The sequence below is a fragment of the Pseudomonas chlororaphis genome, assembly GCF_001921865.1.
Taxonomy (GTDB): domain Bacteria; phylum Pseudomonadota; class Gammaproteobacteria; order Pseudomonadales; family Pseudomonadaceae; genus Aquipseudomonas; species Aquipseudomonas chlororaphis_D.
Map to the genome: position 1 here is coordinate 190,944 of NZ_MSCT01000008.1, position 24,747 is coordinate 215,690.

Annotated in this window: 22 protein-coding genes and 1 pseudogene; 16 read left to right on the forward strand and 7 right to left on the reverse strand. The window is 61.5% G+C overall.

Annotated features, from left to right (window positions below):
* The 9 genes from BTN82_RS08090 (at position 1) to BTN82_RS08130 (ending at position 11,951) form a co-directional block, all read left to right on the forward strand.
* Positions 1–705 carry a succinate dehydrogenase iron-sulfur subunit gene (locus BTN82_RS08090; protein ID WP_007931501.1) on the forward strand — a complete coding sequence of 235 codons (705 nt, stop codon included), beginning with the start codon at positions 1–3 and terminating at the stop codon, positions 703–705.
* A 277-nt stretch (positions 706–982) separates the two neighbouring features.
* Positions 983–3,814: a 2-oxoglutarate dehydrogenase E1 component gene (locus BTN82_RS08095; protein ID WP_075118633.1), complete on the forward strand. Its 2,832-nt coding sequence runs from the start codon at positions 983–985 to the stop codon at positions 3,812–3,814.
* 42 nt (positions 3,815–3,856) lie between these two features.
* A complete protein-coding gene (gene odhB / locus BTN82_RS08100; protein ID WP_075118634.1) occupies positions 3,857–5,077 on the forward strand; it encodes a 2-oxoglutarate dehydrogenase complex dihydrolipoyllysine-residue succinyltransferase in 1,221 nt (406 codons plus the stop codon).
* 112 nt (positions 5,078–5,189) lie between these two features.
* Complete coding sequence (lpdA, locus tag BTN82_RS08105; RefSeq protein WP_075118635.1) at positions 5,190–6,626, forward strand: dihydrolipoyl dehydrogenase; 1,437 nt, start codon at positions 5,190–5,192, stop codon at positions 6,624–6,626.
* Positions 6,627–6,850: 224 nt separating this feature from the next.
* Positions 6,851–8,017 (forward strand): ADP-forming succinate--CoA ligase subunit beta, encoded by a 1,167-nt coding sequence (sucC, locus tag BTN82_RS08110; RefSeq protein WP_075118636.1) that lies wholly within the window; start codon positions 6,851–6,853, stop codon positions 8,015–8,017.
* Positions 8,017–8,898 carry a succinate--CoA ligase subunit alpha gene (gene sucD / locus BTN82_RS08115; protein ID WP_003223019.1) on the forward strand — a complete coding sequence of 294 codons (882 nt, stop codon included), beginning with the start codon at positions 8,017–8,019 and terminating at the stop codon, positions 8,896–8,898. Before sucC ends, sucD begins: the two co-directional genes overlap by 1 nt.
* A 429-nt stretch (positions 8,899–9,327) precedes the next feature.
* Positions 9,328–10,641 (forward strand): branched-chain amino acid transport system II carrier protein, encoded by a 1,314-nt coding sequence (gene brnQ, locus BTN82_RS08120; RefSeq protein WP_075118637.1) that lies wholly within the window; start codon positions 9,328–9,330, stop codon positions 10,639–10,641.
* A gap of 171 nt (positions 10,642–10,812) precedes the next feature.
* A complete protein-coding gene (locus BTN82_RS08125) occupies positions 10,813–11,550 on the forward strand; it encodes a DUF599 domain-containing protein (RefSeq protein WP_075118638.1) in 738 nt (245 codons plus the stop codon).
* Positions 11,550–11,951, forward strand: a complete 402-nt coding sequence (locus BTN82_RS08130; protein ID WP_075118639.1) for an MAPEG family protein — start codon at positions 11,550–11,552, stop codon at positions 11,949–11,951. Before BTN82_RS08125 ends, BTN82_RS08130 begins: the two co-directional genes overlap by 1 nt.
* 65 nt (positions 11,952–12,016) lie before the next feature.
* Here the strand turns inward: BTN82_RS08130 and BTN82_RS08135 are convergent, their stop codons facing one another.
* Complete coding sequence (locus BTN82_RS08135; protein ID WP_075118640.1) at positions 12,017–12,268, reverse strand: hypothetical protein; 252 nt, start codon at positions 12,266–12,268, stop codon at positions 12,017–12,019.
* A gap of 157 nt (positions 12,269–12,425) precedes the next feature.
* Between BTN82_RS08135 and BTN82_RS08140 the strand changes: the two genes are divergently transcribed.
* The 4 genes from BTN82_RS08140 to BTN82_RS08155 all read left to right on the forward strand — a co-directional run bounded on the left by BTN82_RS08140 (position 12,426) and on the right by BTN82_RS08155 (position 16,141).
* Entirely contained in the window at positions 12,426–12,902 is a 477-nt protein-coding gene (locus tag BTN82_RS08140; protein ID WP_075118641.1) for a PaaI family thioesterase, read from the forward strand.
* Complete coding sequence (locus BTN82_RS08145) at positions 12,899–13,351, forward strand: PaaI family thioesterase (RefSeq protein WP_075118642.1); 453 nt, start codon at positions 12,899–12,901, stop codon at positions 13,349–13,351. Before BTN82_RS08140 ends, BTN82_RS08145 begins: the two co-directional genes overlap by 4 nt.
* An 88-nt stretch (positions 13,352–13,439) precedes the next feature.
* Positions 13,440–15,344 carry a molecular chaperone HtpG gene (gene htpG, locus BTN82_RS08150; RefSeq protein WP_075118965.1) on the forward strand — a complete coding sequence of 635 codons (1,905 nt, stop codon included), beginning with the start codon at positions 13,440–13,442 and terminating at the stop codon, positions 15,342–15,344.
* A 68-nt stretch (positions 15,345–15,412) separates the two neighbouring features.
* On the forward strand, positions 15,413–16,141 hold the full coding sequence (locus BTN82_RS08155; protein WP_075118643.1) for a dienelactone hydrolase family protein: 729 nt from the start codon (positions 15,413–15,415) through the stop codon (positions 16,139–16,141).
* A gap of 84 nt (positions 16,142–16,225) precedes the next feature.
* Here BTN82_RS08155 and BTN82_RS08160 read toward each other — a convergent pair whose 3' ends face one another.
* From BTN82_RS08160 to BTN82_RS08175, 4 genes are all read right to left on the reverse strand, one after another.
* Positions 16,226–17,404: a trans-sulfuration enzyme family protein gene (locus tag BTN82_RS08160; RefSeq protein ID WP_075118644.1), complete on the reverse strand. Its 1,179-nt coding sequence runs from the start codon at positions 17,402–17,404 to the stop codon at positions 16,226–16,228.
* Positions 17,401–18,777: a pyridoxal-phosphate dependent enzyme gene (locus BTN82_RS08165; RefSeq protein WP_075118645.1), complete on the reverse strand. Its 1,377-nt coding sequence runs from the start codon at positions 18,775–18,777 to the stop codon at positions 17,401–17,403. The genes BTN82_RS08160 and BTN82_RS08165 overlap by 4 nt, the downstream gene beginning before the upstream one ends.
* Before the next feature lie 174 nt (positions 18,778–18,951).
* Entirely contained in the window at positions 18,952–19,839 is an 888-nt protein-coding gene (locus BTN82_RS08170; RefSeq protein ID WP_075118646.1) for a pirin family protein, read from the reverse strand.
* A gap of 62 nt (positions 19,840–19,901) precedes the next feature.
* Entirely contained in the window at positions 19,902–20,318 is a 417-nt protein-coding gene (locus BTN82_RS08175; protein WP_075118647.1) for an OsmC family protein, read from the reverse strand.
* Positions 20,319–20,531: 213 nt separating this feature from the next.
* Here BTN82_RS08175 and BTN82_RS08180 point away from each other — a divergent pair, with 213 nt between their 5' ends.
* The 3 genes and pseudogenes from BTN82_RS08180 (at position 20,532) to BTN82_RS31815 (ending at position 22,759) form a co-directional block, all read left to right on the forward strand.
* Complete coding sequence (locus tag BTN82_RS08180) at positions 20,532–20,996, forward strand: DUF3859 domain-containing protein (protein WP_075118648.1); 465 nt, start codon at positions 20,532–20,534, stop codon at positions 20,994–20,996.
* Between the two features lie 137 nt (positions 20,997–21,133).
* Positions 21,134–21,904 (forward strand): annotated as a pseudogene (locus BTN82_RS31810) (MCP four helix bundle domain-containing protein); the annotation flags it as partial.
* Positions 21,896–22,759 (forward strand): methyl-accepting chemotaxis protein, encoded by an 864-nt coding sequence (locus BTN82_RS31815; protein WP_410002795.1) that lies wholly within the window; start codon positions 21,896–21,898, stop codon positions 22,757–22,759. The pseudogene BTN82_RS31810 and the gene BTN82_RS31815, both read left to right, overlap by 9 nt.
* Before the next feature lie 79 nt (positions 22,760–22,838).
* Here the strand turns inward: BTN82_RS31815 and fabB are convergent, their stop codons facing one another.
* Together fabB and fabA are read right to left on the reverse strand one after the other, a co-directional pair.
* Complete coding sequence (fabB, locus tag BTN82_RS08190) at positions 22,839–24,059, reverse strand: beta-ketoacyl-ACP synthase I (RefSeq protein ID WP_075118650.1); 1,221 nt, start codon at positions 24,057–24,059, stop codon at positions 22,839–22,841.
* An 11-nt stretch (positions 24,060–24,070) separates the two neighbouring features.
* Positions 24,071–24,586 (reverse strand): 3-hydroxyacyl-[acyl-carrier-protein] dehydratase FabA, encoded by a 516-nt coding sequence (fabA, locus tag BTN82_RS08195; RefSeq protein ID WP_038996198.1) that lies wholly within the window; start codon positions 24,584–24,586, stop codon positions 24,071–24,073.
* Positions 24,587–24,747 lie beyond the last annotated feature (161 nt).

Below are 24,747 nucleotides of genomic sequence, written 5' to 3' on the forward strand. Positions count from 1 at the left end.
ATGTTGCAAGTCGAAGTTTATCGTTACAACCCTGACACCGATTCCGCGCCGAAAACCCAGGTTTTCCAGGTCGATACCGGTGGCAAGGACTTGATGGTGCTGGACGTGCTGGCGCTGATCAAAGAGCAGGACGAGGGTTTCTCCTATCGTCGTTCCTGCCGCGAAGGCGTTTGCGGTTCCGACGGCATGAACATCAACGGCAAGAACGGCCTGGCGTGCATCACGCCGCTGTCTGCCGTGGTGAAGAACAACAAGCTGGTTGTTCGTCCGCTGCCAGGTTTGCCGGTTATCCGTGACCTGGTCGTCGATATGAGCATCTTCTACAAGCAATACGAGAAGGTGAAGCCATTCCTGCAGAACGACACGCCGGCTCCGGCCATCGAGCGTCTGCAGTCCCCGGAAGAGCGCGAGAAGCTCGACGGTCTGTACGAGTGCATCCTATGCGCTTGCTGCTCGACTTCCTGCCCGTCCTTCTGGTGGAACCCGGACAAGTTCCTGGGCCCGGCCGCTCTGCTGCAAGCTTATCGCTTCCTGGCAGACAGCCGCGACACCAAGACGTCCGAGCGTCTGGCTTCGCTGGATGATCCGTTCAGCGTATTCCGCTGCCGCGGCATCATGAACTGCGTCAACGTCTGTCCGAAAGGCCTGAACCCGACTAAGGCCATCGGTCACATACGTAACATGCTGCTCTCGAGCGGTGTGTGATTCAGCTGCTGTAACCCAGCTGTTGTAAAAGGCAGGACCGCTGTACCCGTAGAGGCTACGGCGCAGGCTTCAACCGGCGCCGTAGTTTTAAGCTGAGCAGCAGCTCACAAAGTTGCCGCTCGTATTTTGAAGAAATGAGACAAGCAGGGGCATCCGGGCTGGTACCCGGACTATCAGCGTGATCCTAAGTGGCTTGTTTTGGTCGCTGCACTCGGACTTCTGCAAGTTTGCTCGGTGTCTTCGCCGGTGGTGTTCCCCTAACCGAGGGTGACCAAGCATGCAAGAAAGCGTGATGCAGCGCATGTGGAACAGCGCCTACCTATCCGGTAGTAACGCTGCCTATGTGGAAGAGCTCTACGAGCTCTACCTGCACGACCCTAACGCTGTGCCAGAAGAGTGGCGCACTTACTTCCAGAAGTTGCCTACCGACGGCAGCACTGCCATCGATGTTTCGCACTCGACAATCCGCGATCATTTCGTGTTGCTGGCAAAGAACCAGCGCCGCGCCCAGCCGGTATCCGCCGGTAGCGTGAGCAGCGAGCACGAGAAGAAGCAAGTTGAAGTGCTGCGATTGATCCAGGCCTACCGTATGCGTGGCCACCAGGCAGCCCAGCTTGACCCGCTGGGGCTGTGGCAGCGTCCTGCGCCTGCAGACCTGTCGATCAATCATTACGGCTTGACCAATGCCGATCTTGATACGACCTTCCGTGCCGGCGACCTGTTCATCGGCAAAGAGGAAGCGAGCCTACGCGAAATTCACGAAGCGTTGCAGCAGACATATTGCCGCACCATCGGCGCTGAATTTACGCATATCACCGATTCCGAGCAGCGCCAGTGGTTCCAGCAGCGTCTGGAAAGCGTACGCGGTCGTCCGACGTACTCCTCCGACATCAAGGGTCACCTGCTCGAGCGCGTCACCGCAGCTGAAGGCCTCGAAAAATACCTGGGCACCAAGTACCCGGGCACCAAGCGTTTTGGCCTGGAAGGCGGCGAAAGCCTGATCCCGATGCTGGACGAACTGATCCAGCGTTCCGGTTCCTACGGCACCAAGGAAGTCGTGATCGGCATGGCCCACCGCGGTCGCCTCAACGTCCTGGTCAACACCTTCGGCAAGAACCCACGCGAGCTGTTCGACGAGTTCGAAGGCAAGAAAAAGGTCGAGCTGGGTTCCGGTGACGTGAAATACCACCAGGGCTTCTCGTCCAACGTGATGACCACCGGCGGTGAAGTTCACCTGGCCATGGCTTTCAACCCGTCCCACCTGGAAATCGTTTCGCCAGTGGTCGAGGGTTCGGTACGCGCCCGCCAGGACCGCCGCAACGACCCTACCGGTGAGAAGGTTCTGCCAATCTCCATCCACGGCGACGCGGCATTCGCCGGCCAGGGCGTGGTGATGGAAACCTTCCAGATGTCGCAGACCCGCGGTTTCAAGACCGGCGGTACGGTACACATCGTCATCAACAACCAGGTCGGTTTCACCATCAGCAACCCGCTGGACTCGCGTTCCACCGAGTACGCCACCGACGTTGCGAAGATGATCCAGGCGCCGATCCTCCATGTGAATGGTGATGATCCGGAAGCCGTGTTGTTCGTGACCCAGCTGGCCATCGACTACCGCATGCAGTACAAGCGCGACGTAGTGATCGACCTGGTCTGCTACCGCCGTCGCGGCCACAACGAAGCGGACGAGCCAAGCGGCACCCAGCCCCTGATGTACCAACAGATCGCCAAGCAGCGCACCACCCGTGAGCTGTATGCCGATCGCCTGGTCCAGGGCAGTGTGCTCGACGCCGAGCGTGTTCAGGCGAAGGTCGACGAATACCGCAACGCGCTGGACAACGGCCTGCACGTAGTGAAGAGCCTGGTCAAGGAACCGAACAAAGAGTTGTTCGTGGACTGGCGTCCGTATCTGGGCCACGCCTGGACTGCGCGTCACGACACCACCTTCGACCTGAAGACCTTGCAGGAGCTGTCCGCCAAGCTGCTGGAGCTGCCGGAAGGTTTCGTGGTTCAGCGTCAGGTCGCGAAGATCTACGAAGACCGTCAGAAAATGCAAGCCGGCGGCCTGCCGATCAACTGGGGTTATGCCGAAACCATGGCATACGCGACCCTGGCGTTCGAAGGTCACCCGATTCGCATGACCGGCCAGGACATCGGCCGCGGTACGTTCTCGCACCGTCATGCGGTCTTGCACAACCAGAAAGATGCCGGCACCTACATTCCGTTGCAGCACCTGTACGAAGGCCAGCCACGTTTCGATCTGTACGATTCGTTCCTGTCCGAGGAAGCCGTACTGGCGTTCGAATACGGTTACTCGACCACCACGCCAAACGCGCTGGTGATCTGGGAAGCCCAATTCGGCGATTTCGCCAACGGTGCCCAAGTGGTCATCGACCAGTTCATCACCAGTGGCGAACACAAGTGGGGCCGTCTCTGCGGCCTGACCATGCTGTTGCCGCACGGTTATGAAGGTCAGGGGCCGGAGCACTCTTCGGCTCGCCTGGAGCGTTACCTGCAGCTGTGCGCCGAGCACAACATCCAGGTCTGCATGCCGACCACCCCGGCCCAGATCTACCACTTGCTGCGTCGCCAGGTGATTCGCCCGCTGCGCAAGCCGCTGGTGGTCCTGACTCCGAAGTCGCTGCTGCGTCACAAACTGGCCATCTCGACCCTGGAAGATCTGGCGGAAGGTTCGTTCCAGACCGTTATTCCGGAAATCGACGCCCAGGATCCAAAAGACGTGGGCCGTCTGATTCTGTGCAGCGGCAAGGTCTACTACGACCTGCTGGAAAAACGCCGCGCTGAAGGTCGTGACGACATCGCCGTCGTGCGTATCGAGCAGCTGTACCCATTCCCTGAGGACGACCTGATCGAAGTCCTGGCTCCTTACAAGAACCTCAAACACATCGTTTGGTGTCAGGAAGAGCCGATGAACCAGGGTGCCTGGTACTGCAGCCAGCATCACATGCGTCGCATCGTCAGCGGTCACAACAAGTCGCTCGTACTCGAGTACGCCGGTCGTGACGCTTCTGCTGCCCCAGCTTGTGGTTATGCATCGATGCACGCCGAGCAGCAGGAAAAACTGCTGCAAGATGCTTTCACTGTTTAACGCCTTCGCGCACCTGAAACCGAATTTAAGGAACCACAGATAATGGCTATCGAGATCAAAGCCCCCACTTTCCCGGAATCGGTTGCCGATGGCACCGTTGCCACCTGGCACAAAAAACCGGGCGACGCCGTCAAGCGCGACGAACTGATCGTCGACATCGAAACCGACAAGGTCGTGCTGGAAGTTCTAGCCACCGCTGACGGCGTGCTGGGCGCTATCGTCAAGAACGAAGGCGACACCGTTCTGTCCGACGAAGTACTGGGCTCCATCAACGAAGGCGCTGCTGCCGCTGCTGCTCCAGCCGCCGCTGCCCCGGCTGCTGCTCAGGCCGCTGCTCCAGCCGCCGACGGCGAAGACGACCCGATCGCCGCTCCAGCCGCGCGCAAGCTGGCTGAAGAGAACGGCATCAACATCGCCTCCGTTGCCGGCACCGGCAAAGGCGGTCGCGTGACCAAGGAAGACGTGGTTGCAGCCGTTGCTGCCAAGAAAGCCGCTCCGGCTGCCGCGCCTGCCAAGGCCGCTGCTCCAGCCGCTGCTGCTCCGGTGTTCGCTGCCGGCGACCGCGTCGAGAAGCGCGTGCCGATGACCCGTCTGCGTGCCAAGGTTGCCGAGCGCCTGGTCGAAGCCCAGTCGAACATGGCGATGCTGACCACCTTCAACGAAGTCGACATGACCGAAGTCATGGCCCTGCGTTCGAAGTACAAGGATCTGTTCGAGAAGTCCCACAACGGCGTACGCCTGGGCTTCATGTCGTTCTTCGTCAAGGCTGCCACCGAAGCGCTGAAGCGTTTCCCTGCGGTCAACGCCTCGATCGACGGCTCCGACATCGTTTACCACGGCTACGCCGACATCGGTGTTGCCGTGTCCAGCGATCGCGGCCTGGTGGTTCCGGTTCTGCGTAACGCCGAACTGATGAGCCTGGCTGAAATCGAAGGCGGCATCGCCACCTTCGGCAAGAAAGCCCGTGATGGCAAACTGTCGATGGAAGAGATGACCGGCGGTACCTTCACCATTACCAACGGTGGTACTTTCGGTTCGATGATGTCGACCCCGATCGTCAACCCGCCGCAAGCGGCGATCCTGGGCATGCACAACATCCTGCAGCGTCCTATGGCGATCAACGGCCAGGTGGTTATCCGTCCGATGATGTACCTGGCTCTGTCCTACGATCACCGTTTGATCGACGGTAAAGAAGCAGTGACCTTCCTGGTTACCATCAAGAACCTGCTGGAAGACCCGGCTCGTCTGCTGCTGGATATCTGATTTCGTAGCCTGGGCCGATCAGCGATGATCGGCCTTTCGCCGAAACGAACAGCTTCGTCCCACGACGGCCTCCACAAGGGGCCGTCCGGTTTGATTCGAGAAGGAATGACACATGACTCAGAAATTCGACGTGGTAGTGATTGGCGCAGGCCCTGGCGGCTATGTAGCCGCTATTAAAGCTGCGCAACTCGGCCTCACGACTGCCTGCATCGAGAAATATACCGACAAGGAGGGCAAGCTGGCCCTCGGCGGTACTTGCCTGAACGTCGGCTGCATCCCTTCCAAGGCGCTGCTGGACAGCTCCTGGAAATTCCACGAAGCCCAGGACGGTTTCGCGATCCACGGTATCAGCCACGCTGGCGTGTCCATGGATGTCGCGGCGATGGTCGGTCGCAAGGCCAACATCGTGAAAAACCTGACCAGCGGTGTTGCCACCCTGTTCAAGGCCAACGGCGTGACCTCCATCCAGGGCCACGGCAAGTTGCTGGCCGGCAAGAAAGTCGAAGTCACCAAGCCAGACGGTTCGGTTGAAGTGATCGAGGCCGAAAACGTCATCCTGGCGCCAGGCTCTCGCCCAATCGACATTCCACCGGCTCCGGTCGATCAGAACGTGATCGTCGATTCCACCGGCGCCCTGGAGTTCCAGGCCGTGCCAAAACGCCTGGGCGTGATCGGCGCTGGCGTGATCGGCCTGGAACTGGGTTCGGTCTGGTCCCGCCTGGGTGCCGAAGTGACTGTCCTGGAAGCCCTGGACACCTTCCTGATGGCTGCCGATACCGCCGTCTCCAAGGAAGCGCTGAAAACCCTGACCAAACAAGGTCTGGACATCAAGCTGGGCGCTCGCGTCACCGGTTCCAAGGTCAACGGCGAAGAAGTGGTCGTGACCTACACCGACGCCAATGGCGAACAGACCATCACCTTCGACAAGCTGATCGTAGCCGTTGGTCGCCGTCCGGTGACCACTGATCTGCTGGCTGCCGATTGCGGCGTGACCCTGGACGAGCGCGGTTTCGTGCACGTCGACGATCACTGCGCCACCACCGTGCCGGGCGTCTACGCCATCGGCGACGTGGTTCGCGGCATGATGCTGGCACACAAGGCTTCGGAAGAGGGCATCATGGTCGTCGAGCGCATCAAGGGCCACAAGGCCCAGATGAACTATGACCTGATCCCTTCGGTTATTTATACTCACCCGGAAATCGCGTGGGTCGGTAAAACCGAGCAGACCTTGAAAGCTGAAGGCGTTGAAGTTAACGTCGGCACCTTCCCGTTCGCAGCCAGCGGCCGCGCCATGGCAGCCAACGACACCGGCGGTTTCGTAAAAGTCATCGCTGATGCCAAGACTGACCGCGTACTGGGCGTCCACGTGATCGGCCCAAGCGCGGCGGAACTGGTTCAGCAAGGCGCGATCGGCATGGAATTCGGCACCAGCGCCGAAGACCTGGGCATGATGGTTTTCTCCCATCCGACCCTGTCCGAAGCCCTGCACGAAGCAGCATTGGCAGTGAATGGCGGCGCCATCCACATCGCCAACCGCAAAAAGCGTTAAGACAATAAGAAACCACGGCGGATTGCCCGTCGTGAGCCTTGCGAGCAAGACTCACCGCGGAACGTCCGCTGGACTCGAGCTCACGGGAATCCTCATGCGCCGTGCCACAGCCCAGGCTGTGGATGTGGGGCAGGGGAGTCCGGTGAGGAGCGGTCACAGGTGGCGCGGCACTCATCAAGAGCGCAGCGCCGAATGCGCAGTACCTAACGAAGACGGTAAAAAGCATGAATCTTCACGAGTATCAGGGTAAGCAGCTGTTCGCTGAATACGGCCTGCCAGTATCCAAAGGCTACGCGGTAGACACCCCGGAAGAAGCAGCGGCAGCTTGCGACAAGATCGGCGGCTCCGAGTGGGTTGTCAAAGCCCAGGTTCACGCCGGTGGTCGCGGTAAAGCGGGCGGCGTAAAGCTGGTTCGCAGCAAAGAAGACGCTAAAGCATTCGCTCAACAGTGGTTGGGCAAGCGTCTGGTGACTTACCAGACTGACGCCAATGGTCAGCCAGTCACCAAGATCCTGGTTGAATCGTGCACTGATATCGCTAAAGAGCTGTACCTGGGCGCTGTCGTCGACCGTTCGAGCCGCCGTATCGTGTTCATGGCTTCCACCGAAGGTGGCGTGGACATCGAGAAAATCGCTCACGACACCCCTGAGAAAATCCTCAAGGCCACTATCGATCCACTGGTCGGCGCTCAGCCGTTCCAGGGTCGCGAGCTGGCTTTCCAGCTGGGTCTGGAAGGCAAGCAAGTCGCTCAGTTCGCCAAGATTTTCGTAGGCCTGGCCAAACTGTTCCAGGACCACGATCTGGCGCTGCTGGAAGTGAACCCGCTGGTGATCAAGGCCGATGGCGATCTGCACTGCCTGGACGCGAAGATCAACATCGACGCCAACGCCATGTACCGTCAGCCTAAGCTGAAAACCTTCCACGATCCGTCGCAGGACGATCCGCGCGAAGCGCACGCTGCCAAGTTCGAACTGAACTACGTAGCCCTGGAAGGCAACATCGGCTGCATGGTCAACGGTGCCGGCCTGGCCATGGGTACCATGGACATCGTCAACCTGCACGGCGGCAAGCCAGCCAACTTCCTCGACGTAGGTGGTGGTGCTACCAAAGAGCGCGTGACCGAAGCCTTCAAGATCATCCTGTCCGACACCAACGTCGCAGCAGTGCTGGTCAACATCTTCGGCGGCATCGTTCGTTGCGACATGATTGCCGAAGGCATCATCGGCGCGGTGAAAGAAGTCGGCGTGAAAATCCCGGTTGTTGTGCGCCTTGAAGGCAACAACGCTGAACTGGGCGCTAAAGTACTGGCAGAAAGCGGCTTGAACATCATCGCTGCTACCAGCCTGACCGACGCTGCTCAACAAGTTGTCAAAGCTGCGGAGGGCAAATAATGAGCGTCCTGATCAATAAAGACACCAAAGTTATCTGCCAGGGCATTACCGGTTCGCAAGGTAGTTTCCACACCCAGCAAGCCATCGAATACGGCACCAAGATGGTTGGCGGCGTAACTCCGGGCAAAGGCGGCACCGAGCACCTGGGCCTGCCTGTCTTCAACACCGTGAAAGATGCTGTAGCCGCCACTGGCGCCACCGCCAGCGTGATCTACGTTCCGGCTCCTTTCTGCAAGGACTCGATCCTGGAAGCAGCTTTCGGCGGCATCAAGCTGATCGTCTGCATCACCGAAGGCATTCCTACCCTGGACATGCTGGACGCTAAAGTTAAGTGCGACGAGCTGGGCGTTACCCTGATCGGCCCTAACTGCCCAGGCGTGATCACTCCAGGCGAATGCAAGATCGGCATCATGCCAGGTCACATTCACTTGCCAGGCAAGGTCGGTATCGTTTCCCGTTCCGGCACCCTGACCTACGAAGCCGTGAAGCAGACCACTGACGCTGGTTTCGGTCAGTCCACCTGCGTCGGCATCGGTGGTGACCCGATTCCGGGCTCCAACTTCATCGACATCCTGAAGCTGTTCCAGGAAGACCCGAAGACCGAGGCGATCGTGATGATCGGCGAGATCGGCGGTTCGGCTGAAGAGGAAGCGGCTGCCTACATCAAGGCTCACGTGACCAAGCCGGTTGTTTCCTACATCGCTGGTGTGACTGCTCCTCCGGGCAAGCGCATGGGCCATGCTGGCGCAATCATCTCCGGCGGCAAAGGCACTGCAGACGAGAAATTCGCTGCGCTGCAAGACGCAGGTGTGAAAACCGTGCGTTCGCTGGCAGACATCGGCAAGGCCCTGGCCGAGCTGACCGGTTGGGCTGTCAAGTAAGCTTCGCGCTTAGCTGATGCTCCACCAGCAAAGGCCACCTTCGGGTGGCCTTTGTCGTTTCTGAGGCAGCCCCATGCAGGGGTGAACGTTACTTGCAGGAGCGAGCTTGCTCGCGATAGGGCCCGTCTGGGCATGGCCGCTGCGCGGATCGCGAGCTGCTCCTACAGGGGCTGTTTTTGACGGGACTGTTATGGCTAATGGCTATTTATCTACATAAACGCGACATGGAAATGTCGCTTATCGGACAGTTCGCCCTCTAACAGTGCGTTTGTCTTACCAATTCGGTAGGCTAGCCGCCTATTTTGCGTCTGCGTCCCACAAGGAAGCTGCGCGCTAAACGGGTCGGTCCTATACGGATCGACAGCATTTCCCTCACCCATAAGGGAAATCCCTCTCTAAATTCCGATTCAGTAGTGTGGTATTTCCTTAATGAAAGTGTTGAAAGGCCAGGACATTCTGGCACTTGGTTTCATGACCTTTGCCCTGTTCGTCGGGGCAGGCAACATCATCTTCCCGCCTATCGTCGGCTTGCAGTCCGGACCTAACGTCTGGATCGCGGCGCTGGGCTTTCTGATCACCGCGGTAGGCCTGCCGGTGATCACTGTCGTCGCCCTGGCCAAGGTCGGTGGGGCGATGGATGCGTTGAGCAGTCCGATCGGCAAGATCGCCGGTGGCCTGCTGGCGGCGGTCTGCTACCTGGCGGTAGGTCCGCTGTTCGCCACGCCGCGTACCGCGACCGTGTCCTTCGAAGTGGGCCTGGCGCCCCTGACCGGCGAAAGCCCGTTGGCGCTGTTCCTCTACAGTTCGGTCTATTTCCTGCTGGTGTTCTTCATCTCCCTCTACCCGGGACGCCTGCTGGACACCGTTGGGCGTTTTCTCGCGCCGCTGAAGATCATCGCCCTGGCTGTCCTGGGCATCGCCGCGTTCGCCTTGCCGGCCGGCGATATCGGTACCGCTACCCCGGAATACGTCGCGGCGCCATTCTCCCAGGGCTTTATCAACGGTTACCTGACCATGGACACCCTGGGCGCGCTGGTATTCGGCATTGTCATCGTCAACGCCATCCGCTCCCGCGGCGTCGAGTCGCCGCGGCTGATCACCCGCTACGCGATCATCGCCGGGCTGATTGCCGGCGTTGGGCTGGCCCTGGTGTACGTCAGCCTGTTCCGCCTGGGCTCGGGCAGCCATGAAGTCGCGGCCGGCGCCACCAACGGCGCGGCGGTGTTGCACGCTTATGTGCAACATACATTCGGCTCCCTGGGCAGCGGTTTTCTCGCGGTGCTGATTTCCCTGGCCTGCCTGGTGACCGCGGTCGGCCTGACCTGCGCCTGCGCTGAATACTTCAGCCGCGTCCTGCCGCTGTCGTACAAGACCCTGGTGGTGATCCTCGCGGCGTTCTCGCTGCTGGTCTCCAACCTGGGCCTGACCAAGCTGATTGCCTTCTCCATTCCGGTGCTGACTGCTATCTACCCGCCGTGCATCGCCTTGGTGGCCCTGAGCTTCTGCAAGGACTTCTGGCATGAGCAGGGCCGTATCGTCGGTCCGGTGATGCTGGTGTCTTTCCTGTTCGGCCTGATCGACGCGCTCAAGGGCGCGGGCCTGGCGGACTGGATGCCAAGCCAGTTGGCTCATCTGCCGCTGAGCGAGCAAGGCCTGGCCTGGTTGGTACCTTCGGTCATGACCCTGGTGGTCGCGGTGGTCTGCGATCGCCTGCTGGGCAAGCGCAGCGAAGCGCTGGCCTAAGCCGTTACCTGCGTTGCGCCCGTCATGAGCGGGCGCAACGCCCATAAAAAATGCCCCGTATCCTGCGATACGGGGCATTTTTTATGGGCGGCGCAGGGTGTCTTTTTCCCTTGAGCGGCGTCGAAGGCAGTGCCTGTTGCATCACTCCGCCAACGCTATCCGGGAACCTGCATGTCGTTCGTCGAAGCCAACCTGATTCATCTGATCGCCGCCCTCTGGTTTGTCATCTGCTGGGGCGGCTATACCCGCTACGCCACATGGAAGGGCCGCGACACCGCGTGCCTGGCCAGCGTGTTGCACCTGTACCGGGAAGACTGGATGCGCCGCATGCTGCTGCGCGACAACCGTATCGCCGACGCCAGCGTGATCGGCAATCTGGAACGCAACGCCTCGTTCTTTGCCTCCAGCACCCTGATTATCCTCGCCGGTATCCTCACGGTGCTCGGTGCTTCCGAGCGTGCTGTGTCGCTGCTGGCCGACATTCCCATGGTGCAGCAGGCTTCCCAGGGCATGTCGGAGATCAAGCTGTTGTGCCTGGCGCTGGTGTTCGTCTATGCCTTCTTCACCTTCAGCTGGTGCATGCGCCAATACAACTTCGCAGCCATTCTCGTCGGTTCGGCGCCGATGATCGGTGAGCGGCATGTGTCCGAGCAGGAGCGTAAAGCCTTTGCCCAGCGCGCCGCGCGGGTGATTTCCATGGCCGCCAACCAGTTCAACTTCGGCCTGCGTTCCTATTACTTCGGGATGAGCATGCTGGTCTGGTTCGTCAGCCCCTGGCTGTTCATGCTGATGAGCACGGGGGTGGTGCTGGTGCTGTACCGCCGGGAGTTTCATTCCGACGTGCTGGACGTGATGGTCTATACCCCTACAGAGGCGCCATTGCCTGAGGTGAACAAGGAGACGGTCTGATGAGTATTGCGTTCTGGTGCGTGTTTATCAGCGCGCTGCTGATTTACGTGGCGCGCATGCCGGTGGCCAGGGCCATGAAAGAGCAGGGCGGTTACGACAACCACCTGCCGCGCCAGCAACAGGCCGCCCTGACTGGGTTCGGCGCGCGCGCGGTGGCGGCGCACCAGAACAGTTTCGAAGCGTTCATCTTGTTTGCGGTAGGGGTACTGATGGCCCATACCACCCAGACTCAGGGTTGGTTGATCGATGCTCTGGCGATCGTCTTCGTGATCACGCGGATCATCTATCTGCTGTGCTATTGGGCGGACCTGGCGTGGCAACGCAGCCTGATCTGGTTTATCGGCCTGCTCTGTTCGTTATTGCTGATGCTTAGTCCGACTTTGCGCAGCCTGCTGGCTTAGAGAATATTCCAGGCAAAATAAAACCCGCACTCGGCGGGTTTTATTGTTGCTGCACTAAAACCGGATTAGTTGGTTTTAGGAGCGGCTTCCTTGGCAGCTTCTTCGGCCGCTGCTTTGTTCGAATCAACCTGATCTTTGGCTGCTTCGGCGTTTTCTTTTGCCGCTTCGTTCACTTTATCCTGAGCTTCGTTCATTTTCTGTTGAGCTTGCTCAGCATGTTGGTTGGCATCTTGAGCTTTGTCCTCGGATTTTTTATCGCACGCAGCGAGACCGAGGGAAGCGGTCAACATCAAGGCAATAGCTAAAGTCTTACGCATGGGGTGTTTCTCCTTATTGAAGATATCTTCTGGCCTTTCGAGCGCGGCTCTACGGGTTAAGTTCCTTGAAATTCGAAGATATATAAAGTGCCAGCAATATTGAACTTTTACCTACTGTGTCAACTGAACGGTTTTGTCGCCTACAGAGAGTTGCGTTATGGAGCAGAACCCTGTTTTTGAGCGTGCGAGGCGATTCCTGTCGGCGTTGCGCCATTGCCAGGTACTGGCGCTGGGCGTGCACAGTGCCTCGACGGACGGCATTACCCTGGTGCTGCCTTACAGCCCGCATATTGTCGGTAATCCACAGACCGGAGTGATCCATGGCGGCGCGCTGACCTCGTTGATGGACACCGCCTGCGGCATGGCCACATTGTGTGTCTTGCCGGAGTTCGAGGTCTGCCCGACCCTGGACCTGCGCATCGATTACATGCACCCGGCGCAGCCGGGCAAAAGCGTCTATGGCTTCGCCCAGTGCTATCGGGTGACCACCGATGTCATTTTCACCCGCGGTTTTGCCTACCAGGATGATCCCGAACAGCCCATCGCCCATGTGGTCGGTACTTTCATGCGCATGGGCAAGGCCATCAAGGGCAGCAAAGGGTTTGCCGGTGCGATCAAGGGTGAGAAACCATGAGCGACGATTTCCAGGCGCAACTGCAACAGGCCCATGAGCAGGGCGATTATGTGCAGCTGCTGCAATTGATTCCTTATGCCCGGCTGATCGGTATCGAGTGTTCGCGACAGGGCGACGAGTTGCTGTTCCGCTTGCCCGCCAACCCGGACAATATCGGCAATCCGCTGCTGCCGGCCCTGCACGGCGGGGTCATCGCCGGCTTCATGGAACTGGCGGCGGCGCTGCACCTGCTGATTTATACCGGAGCGCCGGGCGTGCCGAAGATCATCGATTTTTCCCTCGACTATCTGCGCGCCGGGCAGTTTCGCGATACCTACGCCAGGTGCCAGGTAGGCCGCCAGGGGCGGCGCGTCGCCAACGTGGCGATTACCGCCTGGCAGAGCCGCATGGAGGAGCCGATTGCCACGGCCCGGGCACATTTCAAACTTGAAGAACGTCCTGGCCCTTGAAATCTCAGGCATAGCCCCCAACTCTGAGGACATCCCGCCGTCAGCCCTCCGGGCGCGGCTTATGCCATCTGATTGGAGTTTGATGACCATGAGTGTGGAAACTCAAAAGGAAACCCTGGGCTTCCAGACCGAGGTAAAGCAGCTGCTGCACCTCATGATCCATTCGCTGTATTCCAACAAGGAAATCTTCCTTCGCGAATTGATCTCGAACGCCTCCGACGCCGTCGACAAATTGCGCTTCGAAGCCCTGTCCAAGCCTGAGTTGCTGGAAGGTGGCGCGGAGCTGAAAATCCGTGTGAGCTTCGACAAGGACGCCAAGACCGTCACCCTCGAAGACAACGGCATCGGCATGAGCCGCGAAGATGTGATCACCCACTTGGGGACCATCGCCAAGTCCGGCACCGCCGACTTCATGAAGAACCTCACGGGCGACCAGAAGAAGGACTCGCACCTGATCGGTCAGTTCGGCGTGGGCTTCTATTCCGCGTTTATCGTCGCCGACAAGGTCGATGTGTTCAGCCGTCGTGCCGGCACCGCCGCCAGCGAAGGCGTGCACTGGTCCTCCAAAGGCGAGGGCGAGTTCGAGGTCGCGACCATCGACAAGGCCGAGCGCGGCACCCGTATCGTCCTGCACCTGAAATCCGGCGAAGACGAGTTCGCCGATGGCTGGCGCCTGCGCAACATCATCAAGAAGTACTCCGACCACATCGCTTTGCCGATCGAGCTGCCTAAAGAGGCTGCCGCCGCCGAAGGCGAAGAGCCGCCTGCGCTGGAATGGGAAACCGTCAACCGCGCCAGCGCCCTGTGGACCCGTCCGCGCACCGACGTCACGGATGCGGAATACCAGGAGTTCTACAAGCACATCGCCCACGACTTCGAGAACCCGCTGAGCTGGAGCCATAACAAGGTCGAGGGCAAGCTGGAGTACAGCTCGCTGCTTTACGTGCCGGCTCGCGCGCCGTTCGACCTGTACCAGCGCGAAGCGCCGAAAGGCCTGAAGCTGTACGTGCAACGCGTGTTCGTGATGGACCAGGCGGAATCCTTCCTGCCGCTGTACCTGCGCTTCATCAAGGGCGTGGTCGACTCCAACGACCTGTCGCTGAACGTGTCGCGGGAAATCCTGCAGAAAGACCCGATCATCGACTCGATGAAGTCGGCGCTGACCAAGCGCGTGCTGGACATGCTGGAAAAACTGGCGAAGAACGAGCCTGAGCAATACAAGGGCTTCTGGAAGAACTTCGGCCAGGTGATGAAGGAAGGCCCGGCCGAAGACTTCGCCAACAAGGAAAAGATCGCCGGCCTGCTGCGTTTCGCCTCCACCCAGGGCGACGACGGCGAGCAGAATGTATCCCTGGCCGAGTACCTGGCGCGCGCCAAGGAAGGCCAGGACAAGATCTACTACCTCACCGGCGAAACCTACGCCCAGGTCAAGAACAGCCCGCACCTTGAAGTCTTCCGTAAGAAAGGCATCGAAGTGCTGCTGCTCACCGACCGCATCGACGAGTGGCTGATGAGCTACCTGAGCGACTTCGACGGCAAGGGTTTTGTCGACGTGGCCCGTGGCGACCTGGACCTCGGCAACCTGGACTCGGAAGAGGACAAGAAAGCCGCGCAAGAAGTCGCCAAGAGTAAGGAAGGCCTGGTGGAGCGGATCAAGACCGCCCTGGGCGATACGGTCAGCGAAGTACGGGTTTCCCATCGCCTGACCGACTCCCCGGCGATCCTGGCGATCGGCGAACAGGACCTGGGCCTGCAAATGCGCCAGATCCTCGAGGCCAGCGGGCAGAAGGTCCCGGATTCCAAGCCGATCTTCGAATTCAACCCGGCGCACCCGTTGATCGAGAAGCTCGACGGCGAACAGAGCGACGAGCGTTTCGGCGATCTGTCGCACATCCTCTTCGATCAGGCAGCCCTGGCTGCCGGCGACAGCTTGAAGGACCCGGCCGCCTATGTGCGCCGCCTGAACAAGCTGCTGGTTGAACTGTCGGTTTAATCACGTTGCAAGAAAAACCCGCTTCGGCGGGTTTTTTCATTCCGGTGTTATCCAATCAGGAGTCTGAAATGAGCCAAGTTACCGTTCGTTCCCTGGTCTACCAGATCGATGGTCAATCCTATGAAAGCCGCCTGGCATTCGATGCCAGCCAGCAGGGGCCGCGCCCGGGGCTGTTGATGGCGCCGAACTGGATGGGTGTCGGCGCCGGTGCCGAGAAGATCGCCGAAGCGGTGGCGGCCAAGGGGTACGTGGTGCTGATCGCCGACCTGTACGGGCAAACCGTGCGCCCGAGCAACGGCGACGAGGCGGGCGCGGCGATGATGCCGTTGAAGAATGATCGCGCTCTGTTGCGCAAGCGCATGCAGGCGGCTTTCGAGGCCTTGCAAAACCAGCAGGAGGCGGCGGTGGATAAGGCGAAGCTGGCCACCTTCGGCTTCTGCTTCGGCGGCTGCTGCTCCCTGGAGCTGGCGCGCAGCGGAGCGCCGGTGAAAGCCGCGGTGTCCTTCCACGGCACCCTGGATACGCCGAACCCAGCCGATGCGCGGAACATCAAGGGGGCGGTCTTGGTGCTGCATGGCGCCGCCGACCCGCTGGTGCCGGCAGAGCAATTGCCGGCCTTCGAAGCGGAAATGGACGCAGCGGGCGTCGACTGGCAGTTGCTGAGCTACGGCGGCGCGGTGCATTCCTTCACCGATCCGCATGCCAATGTGCCGGGCAAGATGATGTACGACGCCAAGACCGCGGGCCGGGCCTTCACCTCGATGCACAATCTGCTGGACGAAGTGTTCAAGGGCTGAGCCCCGGGAACGCCAAGCCCGTACGGTACGAGGTTGCTCCCTGGGAGCCGCCTCGTACCGTACGGGCTTTTTATCGGGCCTGTTTCAGATCCGGGCCAGCGCCTGGGCCAGGTCGGCGCGCAGATCCTCGACGTCCTCGACCCCCACCGACAGGCGCACCAGCCCGTCGCCGATGCCCAGCTGTGCCCGGGTTTGGGCGGGGATGGTGGCGTGGGTCATGATCGCCGGGTGCTCGATCAGGCTTTCCACGCCGCCCAGGCTCTCGGCCAGGGCGAAGATCCGTACGTTTTCCAGAAAGCGCCTGGCGCCGGCCAGGTCGCAGTCCAGGTCGAGGGAAATCATCCCGCCGAAGCCGTGCATCTGCCGCCGTGCCAGTTCGTGCTGCGGGTGCGAGGGCAGGCCGGGGTAGTAGACCCGCGCCACCTGCGGCTGGCGCTCCAGCCATTGCGCCAATTCCAGGGCATTGCTGCAGTGGCGCTCCATGCGCAGCGCCAGGGTCTTCACCCCGCGCAGGGTGAGGAAGGCGTCGAACGGTCCGGCGATCGCCCCCACGGCGTTCTGCAGGAAGCCCAGGCGCTCGGCCAGGTCAGGGTTCTGTCCGACCACGGCGATGCCGCCGATTACGTCGGAGTGGCCGTTCAGGTATTTGGTCGTCGAGTGCAGCACGATATCGAAACCCAGCTCCAGCGGGCGCTGGATCCACGGGCTGGCGAAGGTATTGTCGGCCACGCAGACGATGCCCCGGGCCCGGCAGATCCGGGCGATGGCGGCGAGATCGATGAGGCGCAGCAGGGGATTGCTCGGTGTCTCGACCATGACCATCCGCGTGTCGTCCTGCAACGCTGCTTCAAAGGCCGAGAGATCGGTCAGGTCGACGAAGCTGAAACGATGCCCGGCGCTGCGCTGGCGCACCTTGTCGAGCAGGCGGAAGGTGCCGCCGTATAGGTCGTTGCCGGAGACGATGTGCGCGCCGGCGTCGAGCAGTTCGAGCACGGTGGAAATCGCCGCCAGCCCGGAGGCGAAGGCAAAGGCCTGGGTGCCGCCCTCGAGGTCCGCCACGCAACGCTCCAGCGCCCAGCGCGTGGGGTTGTGCGAGCGCCCGTAGTCGAGGCCCTTGTGCACCCCGGGGCTTTGCTGGGCGTAGGTGGAGTTGGCGTAGATCGGCGGCATCAGCGCCCCGGTGGACGGGTCGGGGGTTTGTCCGGCATGGATCACCCGCGTGGCGAAGGCCCGCGGTGCGGCGTTTTCATCGTGTTGGCTCATGGCAGGGATCTCCGTAAGTGGTTGAGCATGTCGACCCGGGTAATCAGGCCATGGAAGCCTGCGGAATCCTGGATGATCGCCACCAGGCCGCGGTCGAGTTCCGCCTCCAGCTCGGCCAGGCTGGCGTCCGGAGGTAGGGTTTCCAATTGATCGGTCATGGCGCTGGCCACGTGCTTGCGAAAGTGCGCGGCGTCTTCGTGCACGCCCAGCAGGATATCCGATTCGTCGATCACCCCCACCAACCGCTGGCCGTCCACCAGAACCGGCAGTTGCGAGACATCGGCCAGGCGCATGCGCTGGAAGGCGGTGAGCAGGGTGTCGTCCGGGCCCACGCTGATCACCCGGCCGTCCTCGAAGCGCCGGGCGATCAGGTCGCGCAGGTCGCCGTAGCGCTTGGGTTGCAGCAGGCCCTGGTCGTTCATCCATTGGTCGTTATAGACCTTCGACAAGTAGCGGGTGCCGGTGTCGCAGACGAAGCTGACCACCCGTTTCGGTTCGGTCTGCTCGCGGCAGTAGCGCAGGGCCGCCGCCAGCAGGGTGCCGGTCGAGGAACCGCCGAGAATGCCCTCGGCGCGCAGCAACTGTCGGGCGTGGTCGAAGCTTTCCTCGTCGCTGATCGAATAGGCGCGGCGCACGCTGGACAGGTCGGCAATAGACGGAATGAAGTCTTCGCCGATGCCTTCCACGGCCCAGGAACCAGGGGTGCCCAGGGTGCCGCTGCGGCTGTACTCGGCCATCACCGAGCCCGTCGGATCGGCCAGGACCATGGCCAGGTCTGGCTGTACCCGGCGGAAGAAGCGAGTCAGGCCGGTCAGCGTGCCGGCGGAACCGACGCCGACCACGATGGCGTCCACATCGTGTTGGGTCTGTGCCCAGATTTCCGGCGCGGTGCTGCATTCGTGGGCCAGTGGATTGGCCGGGTTGTTGAACTGGTCGGCGAAAAAGGCCCCGGGAATTTCCCCCGCGAGTTTCGCCGCCACGTCCTGATAATACTCGGGGTGGCCCTTGCCCACGTCGGAACGGGTGATGTGCACTTCGGCGCCCATCGCCTTGAGGTGCAGGACCTTCTCGGTGGACATCTTGTCCGGCACCACCAGCACGACCCGGTAGCCCTTGGCGCGGCCGACCAGGGCCAGGCCCAGGCCGGTGTTGCCGGCGGTGGCCTCGACTATGGTGCCGCCGGGGCGCAGGCGGCCGTCGCGCTCGGCGGCGTCGATCATCGCCAGGCCGATGCGGTCCTTGATCGAACCGCCGGGGTTCTGCGATTCCAGCTTGAGAAACAGGGTACAGGGGCCGGTATCGAAGCGGCTGACACGCACCAGCGGCGTGTTGCCGATCAGTTCGAGCACGGCGGGACGGGAGTCGTTTGGCATGTCGTCACCTCGCTGCGCGCAGTGGCGCTGGATGGACAGCGATCGGCGGCGAGTCGTCGCGCACCGGTCGCGGGCAATGCATCGTTTGGACCTTAGGCCGGGATTCCATCAGCCGCAACCGCGCGTGGCCAGCCGGTGCCTCGTTGCGTGGTCCTGTACAGGCCGCGCCACCGGCTACAGGGGGTGCGGCGGCGTCTTGCCTTTGGGCAGCTCGATTCGTTCGCTTTCCCCCGGCACCGTCGGCCAGTCGCCCGCGGCCCAGCGTTGGCGTGCTTCGTCGATGCGCGCCGGGTCGCTGGAAACGAAGTTCCAGTTGATGCGACGCGCCCCGTCCAGCGGCGCCCCGCCGAACAGCACGGCATGGCAGTCGCTGTCGGCGAACAGTGTCGGGGTGGTCCCTGCGGGCAGGATCACCAAGGCATGGGCTTCGACAGGCTCGCCGTCCAGCTGGGCGTCGCCCTCGAGCACGTACAGCGCGCGCTCCTCGTGTTCGGCGGGGATCAGCAGGGTCGTCGCCGTCTGCAGGTGCAGTTCGGCATACAGGGTCGGGGAGAGCACGGGAACCGGCGACTCCAGGCAGAAGCCGGTGCCGGCGATCATGCGGATCGTTACCCCGAGGTTGTCGCTCACCGGCAAGGTCGCGGCCGGGTGATGGCTGTAGTGCCCCGGGCCTTGTTCATGGGCCTTGGGCGAGGCCAGCCAGACTTGTAGGCCGTGCATGCCGAAATCGCTGTCGAGCAGCGCCTGCGGGGTGCGTTCGACATGGGCGATGGCGCTGCCGGCGGTCATCCAGCTGACATCCCCCTGGTTCACCACCTGGTCGGAGCCCAGGCTGTCCTTGTGCTGGATCTGGCCCTGGAACAGGTAGGTCAGTGTCGACAGGCCGATATGCGGGTGCTGGCGGATATTCATGCCTTTGCCCGCCGGATAGCGGGTGGGCAGCATGTGATCGAAAAACACGAAGGGCCCGACGCTGCGGCATTGGGCCGAGGGCAGCGGACGCAGGATCGGTTGGCCTTCGACGTCCTCGGCGCGGGGGCGGATCACGAGCGGTGTGTTCATGGTGGATTCCAGGCTGTTCGGGTTATGCCCGGGAGCATAACCCGCTTGTGCGAGCCATGGCGTTATTGGCTGAACGCGCCTTCGGAGAGGTGGGTCTCGATGCTGACTTCGGCGGTGGTCATCAGCTTGTGGATCGGGCAACGGTCGGCGACGCGATGCAGTTCCTCGCGTTGGGCGTCGGTCAGCACGCCCTTGAGGGTCAGCTTGACGTGCAGCGCGTATTGGCCTTTCTGCTCCTGGCTGTTGTCGTGCTTGACCTCGACCGTCACCCCGGTCAGCGGAATCTGTTTTTTCTGCGCATACAGCTTGAGAGTCAGGGCCTTGCAGGCGCCCAGCGCGGCGTCGAAAAAGCCGTGGGGTTCCGGCGCGGAGCCTTCGCCGCCCAGGGTCTTGGGCAGGTCGGCGAACAGTTGATGATCGTCGATCTGGATGCTGTGGCGGAAACCTTCGCTGGATTCGGTGTTGACGGTGATAGTCATGGCGGACCTCGGGCAGTGGTGAGTGATAGAAACGGACGTTGAAAAGGTGTTGCAGTTATAGAGCATTGCGCTGTCTGTGCGTTCCACTTTTTCCGCGCCGTGCCACCAGGGGCGCGCTTTGCCTGAAGAGAGCCGATGGCGGTGATGATGATCTGTCATCAGCCTGTCATGCCTGCGTCATAGGCTCGCGCCATCTCAATCAAGGAGCGCGATATGCACCTCACCCGTTTAAGCGCATTGGCGGCGCTGATGCTGCTCAGTGGCCTGGCCAATGCCGAAGTCCGTGTCGAAGGCCCGGTGGAATATGGAGTGTTCGAGGGGCCGAAGGCCGCGTTGCAGTCCGGCGAGCGGGTGCTGCGTCGCAGCAACGAGAAGATCGAGCAGACCGAGATCGTGCCTGCCAGGCTGGGCACCAAGTTCGGCCTGCGTTACCAGCTGGTCGGCAAGGTGGCCGACGATGTGCCGCTGACCCTGCTGTATTTCACCCCGGGTATCCGGACCCCGGACGGCCTGCGTCACGACAAGTTCGAAGTGACCCAGAAACTGGTGCCGGGCGCGCCGCAGGACATCATGGCCTACGAGTTCACCGAGACTCATGAGGCGATCCCCGGCGAGTGGCGTTTTATGGTGTTCCAGGGCGATCGTTTGCTGGCGCAGCAGCGTTTTACTGTGCGCTGAATCGTTTACGCTCGAGCATTGGAGTGCTTGGGCGTTTTGATATCACGTTTTCGTCTTAAGCAAATTTTCCATGACCCGATACTTTCAAGAGCAGCCCGCTGCATGGCGAATGCAGCGTTTTTGGAAGGAACCGGAGAATGAGCATCAGGAATCTGAATATTGCGCCGCGCGCGAGCCTGGGTTTCGGCTTGTTGGCGTTGATGGTGTTTGGCCTGGGGGCGTTTGCCCTGCTACAGATGTCGAACATGCGCGCGCAATCCGACGAGGTCGACAACAACTGGCTGCCCAGTGTGATGTCGGTGGGCGAAATGAATCAGGACCTGTTGCGGATCCGTGTGCTGACCATGCGCTTGCTGATCAACCGTGCCCCCCAGGCCCTGGCCCAGAACGAAAGCAAGCTCAACGAGATCAAGCGCGGCATGACGACGGCTCAGGAGCGCTATGACGCGCTGATCGTGCTGCCGGAAGAGCGCGTGCTGTTCGAGCGCTACAAGACTGCCGAGAAACGCTACCTCGAGCATCAGGACCAGGTAATGGCGCTGTCGCAGCAGGGGCGGGTCGAGGACGCGGTGGCGGTGGTCAATGGCGAGATGAGCCAACTGGCCGACGAACTGGCGGGCACCCTCAACGAATTGGTGGCCTTGAACCGGCACAACGCCAACCTGGCCACCGAACTGGCCCGGGCGGTGTTCAAAAATGCCAAGGTCTGGGTGGTCGTGATGATCGTGGTGGCTGGCCTGCTGACCATCATCCTGGCCCTGATGCTCACTCGCAGCATCGTCCTGCCGCTTTCGCAATCGTTGAACGTGGCCGAAGTGGTGGCGGGCGGCGACCTGACCGAAGACATCCGTATCCATGGCAAGGATGAGCCGGCCCGCCTGCTGCAGGCGCTCAAGGCCATGCAGCACAGCCTGCGGGAAACCATCCGGCGCATCTCCGATTCGTCCAGCCAGTTGGCTTCCGCGTCGGAAGAACTCAGTTGCGTGACCGAGGACGCCACCCGCGGCCTGCACCAGCAGAGCCAGGAGATCGAGCAGGCGGCCACCGCGGTGAACCAGATGACCGCCGCGGTGGAGGAGGTGGCCAGCAATGCCGTGGCGACCTCCGAGGCCTCCCGCCAGTCCGACCGGATTGCCCAGCACGGGCGTGAGCAGGTGCAGCAGACGGTGCAGTCGATCGAGTCCCTGGCCGACGATGTGACGGCCAACGCCTCCCAGGTCGAAGAGCTGGCGCAGAAGGTGTACGGCATCAGCAAGGTACTGGATGTGATTCGTTCGGTGGCCGAGCAGACCAACCTGCTGGCGCTGAACGCGGCCATCGAGGCGGCGCGGGCCGGGGACGCCGGGCGCGGGTTTGCGGTGGTGGCGGACGAAGTGCGGGCGCTGGCCCATCGCACCCAGCAATCGACCCAGGAAATCGAGCAGATGATCGGCGGCATCCAGCTGGGCACCGATCAGGCGGTCAGTTCCATGCAGCAGAGCAACAGCCGGGCTCGTTCGACCCTGGAGTTGGCCAAGGCGGCCGGGGCGGCATTGGAGGAGATTGCCGGAGCCATCACCCTGATCAACGAACGCAATACGGTAATCGCCAGTGCCTCGGAGGAGCAGGCGGCGGTAGCTCGGGAGGTGGACCGCAACCTGATGAATATTCGCGATCTGGCGATGCAGACCTCGGCCGGGGCCAACCAGACCAGTGCGGCGAGCCAGGAACTGTCGCGGCTGGCGGTGGACCTGAACGCCATGGTGGCGCGCTTCTCGGTGTAGCGGTGTTCTGCAGGAGCGTCGTCCAATAAAAAACGCCCCGAAGGTCGGGGCGTTTTTCATGGGGGCTAAGCAGTGAGGCTTACTTGCCCTGCCAGCGCTTCAGGACCAGGGTGGCGTTGGTGCCGCCGAAGCCGAAGCTGTTGCTCATCACGGTGTTGATGGTGGCGTTTTCGCGGGTCTTGGTCAGCACCGGCAGATCGGCCACTTCCGGATCCAGCTCGTCGATGTTGGCGGAACCGGCAATGAAGTTGCCTTCCATCATCAGCATGCAGTAGATCGCTTCGTGAACGCCGGCGGCGCCCAGGGAGTGGCCCGACAGGCTCTTGGTGGAGCTGATGGCCGGAGCCTTGTCGCCGAACACTTCACGCACGCCCTTCATTTCCGCGACGTCGCCGACCGGGGTCGAGGTGCCGTGGGTGTTCAGGTAGTCGATCGGCGTGTCGACGGTGGACATGGCCATCTGCATGCAACGGATCGCACCTTCGCCGCTCGGAGCCACCATGTCGTAGCCGTCGGACGTCGCGCCGTAGCCAACGATTTCGGCGTAGATCTTCGCGCCACGGGCCAGAGCGTGCTCCAGCTCCTCGACCACGACCATGCCGCCACCGCCGGCGATGACGAAACCGTCACGGTCGGCGTCGTAGGCGCGGGAGGCCTTTTCCGGGGTGTCGTTGCGCTTGCTGGACAGGGCGCCCATGGCGTCGAACAGGAACGACTGGCTCCAGTGTTCTTCTTCGCCGCCGCCGGCGAACACGATGTCCTGCTTGCCCATCTGGATCTGTTCCATGGCGGTACCGATGCAATGGGCACTGGTGGCGCAGGCAGAAGCGATGGAGTAGTTCAGGCCCTTGATCTTGAACGGCGTGGCCAGGCAGGCGGAAACGGTGCTGCTCATGGTGCGGGTAACGCGGTACGGGCCGACGCGCTTGACGCCTTTCTCGCGCAGGATGTCCAGCGCTTCCATCTGGTTCAGGGTGGACGCGCCGCCGGAGCCGGCGATCAGGCCGGTACGCGGGTTGGAAACCTGCTCTTCGGTCAGGCCGGAGTCGGTGATCGCGTCTTTCATGGCCAGGTAGGCGTAAGCCGCTGCGTGGCCGACGAAGCGATAGATCTTGCGATCGATCAGCTCTTCGAGGTTGAGGTCAATGGAGCCGGAAACCTGGCTACGCAGACCCATTTCGGCATATTCCGGGTTGAAGCGGATGCCAGGGCGGCTTGCACGCAGGTTAGCGGAGACGGTCTCTTTGTCATTGCCCAGGCACGAAACAATACCCAGACCAGTGATAACGACGCGGCGCATGCGGATAACCCTTAGAAGTTGTCAGTGGAGGTGAATACGCCGACCCGAAGGCCTTCGGCGGTGTAGATTTCGCGGCCGTCGACGCTGACCGAACCATCGGCGATGGCCATGTTCAGCTTGCCCTTCAGGACGCGTTTGATATGAATGTTATAGGTGACTTTCTTGGCGGTTGGCAGCACCTGACCGAAGAACTTCACTTCGCCCGAACCCAGGGCGCGGCCGCGGCCCGGCAGGCCTTGCCAGCCCAGGAAGAAACCGACCAGTTGCCACATGGCGTCGAGGCCCAGGCAGCCCGGCATCACCGGATCGCCTTCGAAGTGGCAAGCGAAGAACCACAGGTCCGGAGTGATATCCAGCTCGGCGACCAATTCACCTTTGCCGTACTTGCCGCCTTCTTCGCTGATATGCGCGATGCGATCGACCATCAGCATGTTCGGGGCGGGCAGTTGCGCGTTACCTGGGCCGAACAGCTCACCGCGACTGCAGCGCAGCAGATCTTCCCGGGTAAAGGCGTTTTGTTTGGTCATGCGAGCTCCTCAATAGTCCCATTCGGCAGGGTGGGGCAAATCTTCCCGGCCGATCGAAGCGTTCATGCCTCGAGCCGGCAGCCTACTCATAGACTATTGCGTTGTAGTGAAAGTCACAGCACAAGGGACATGAATGTACACTTGTGCACTGAAATTTTTAT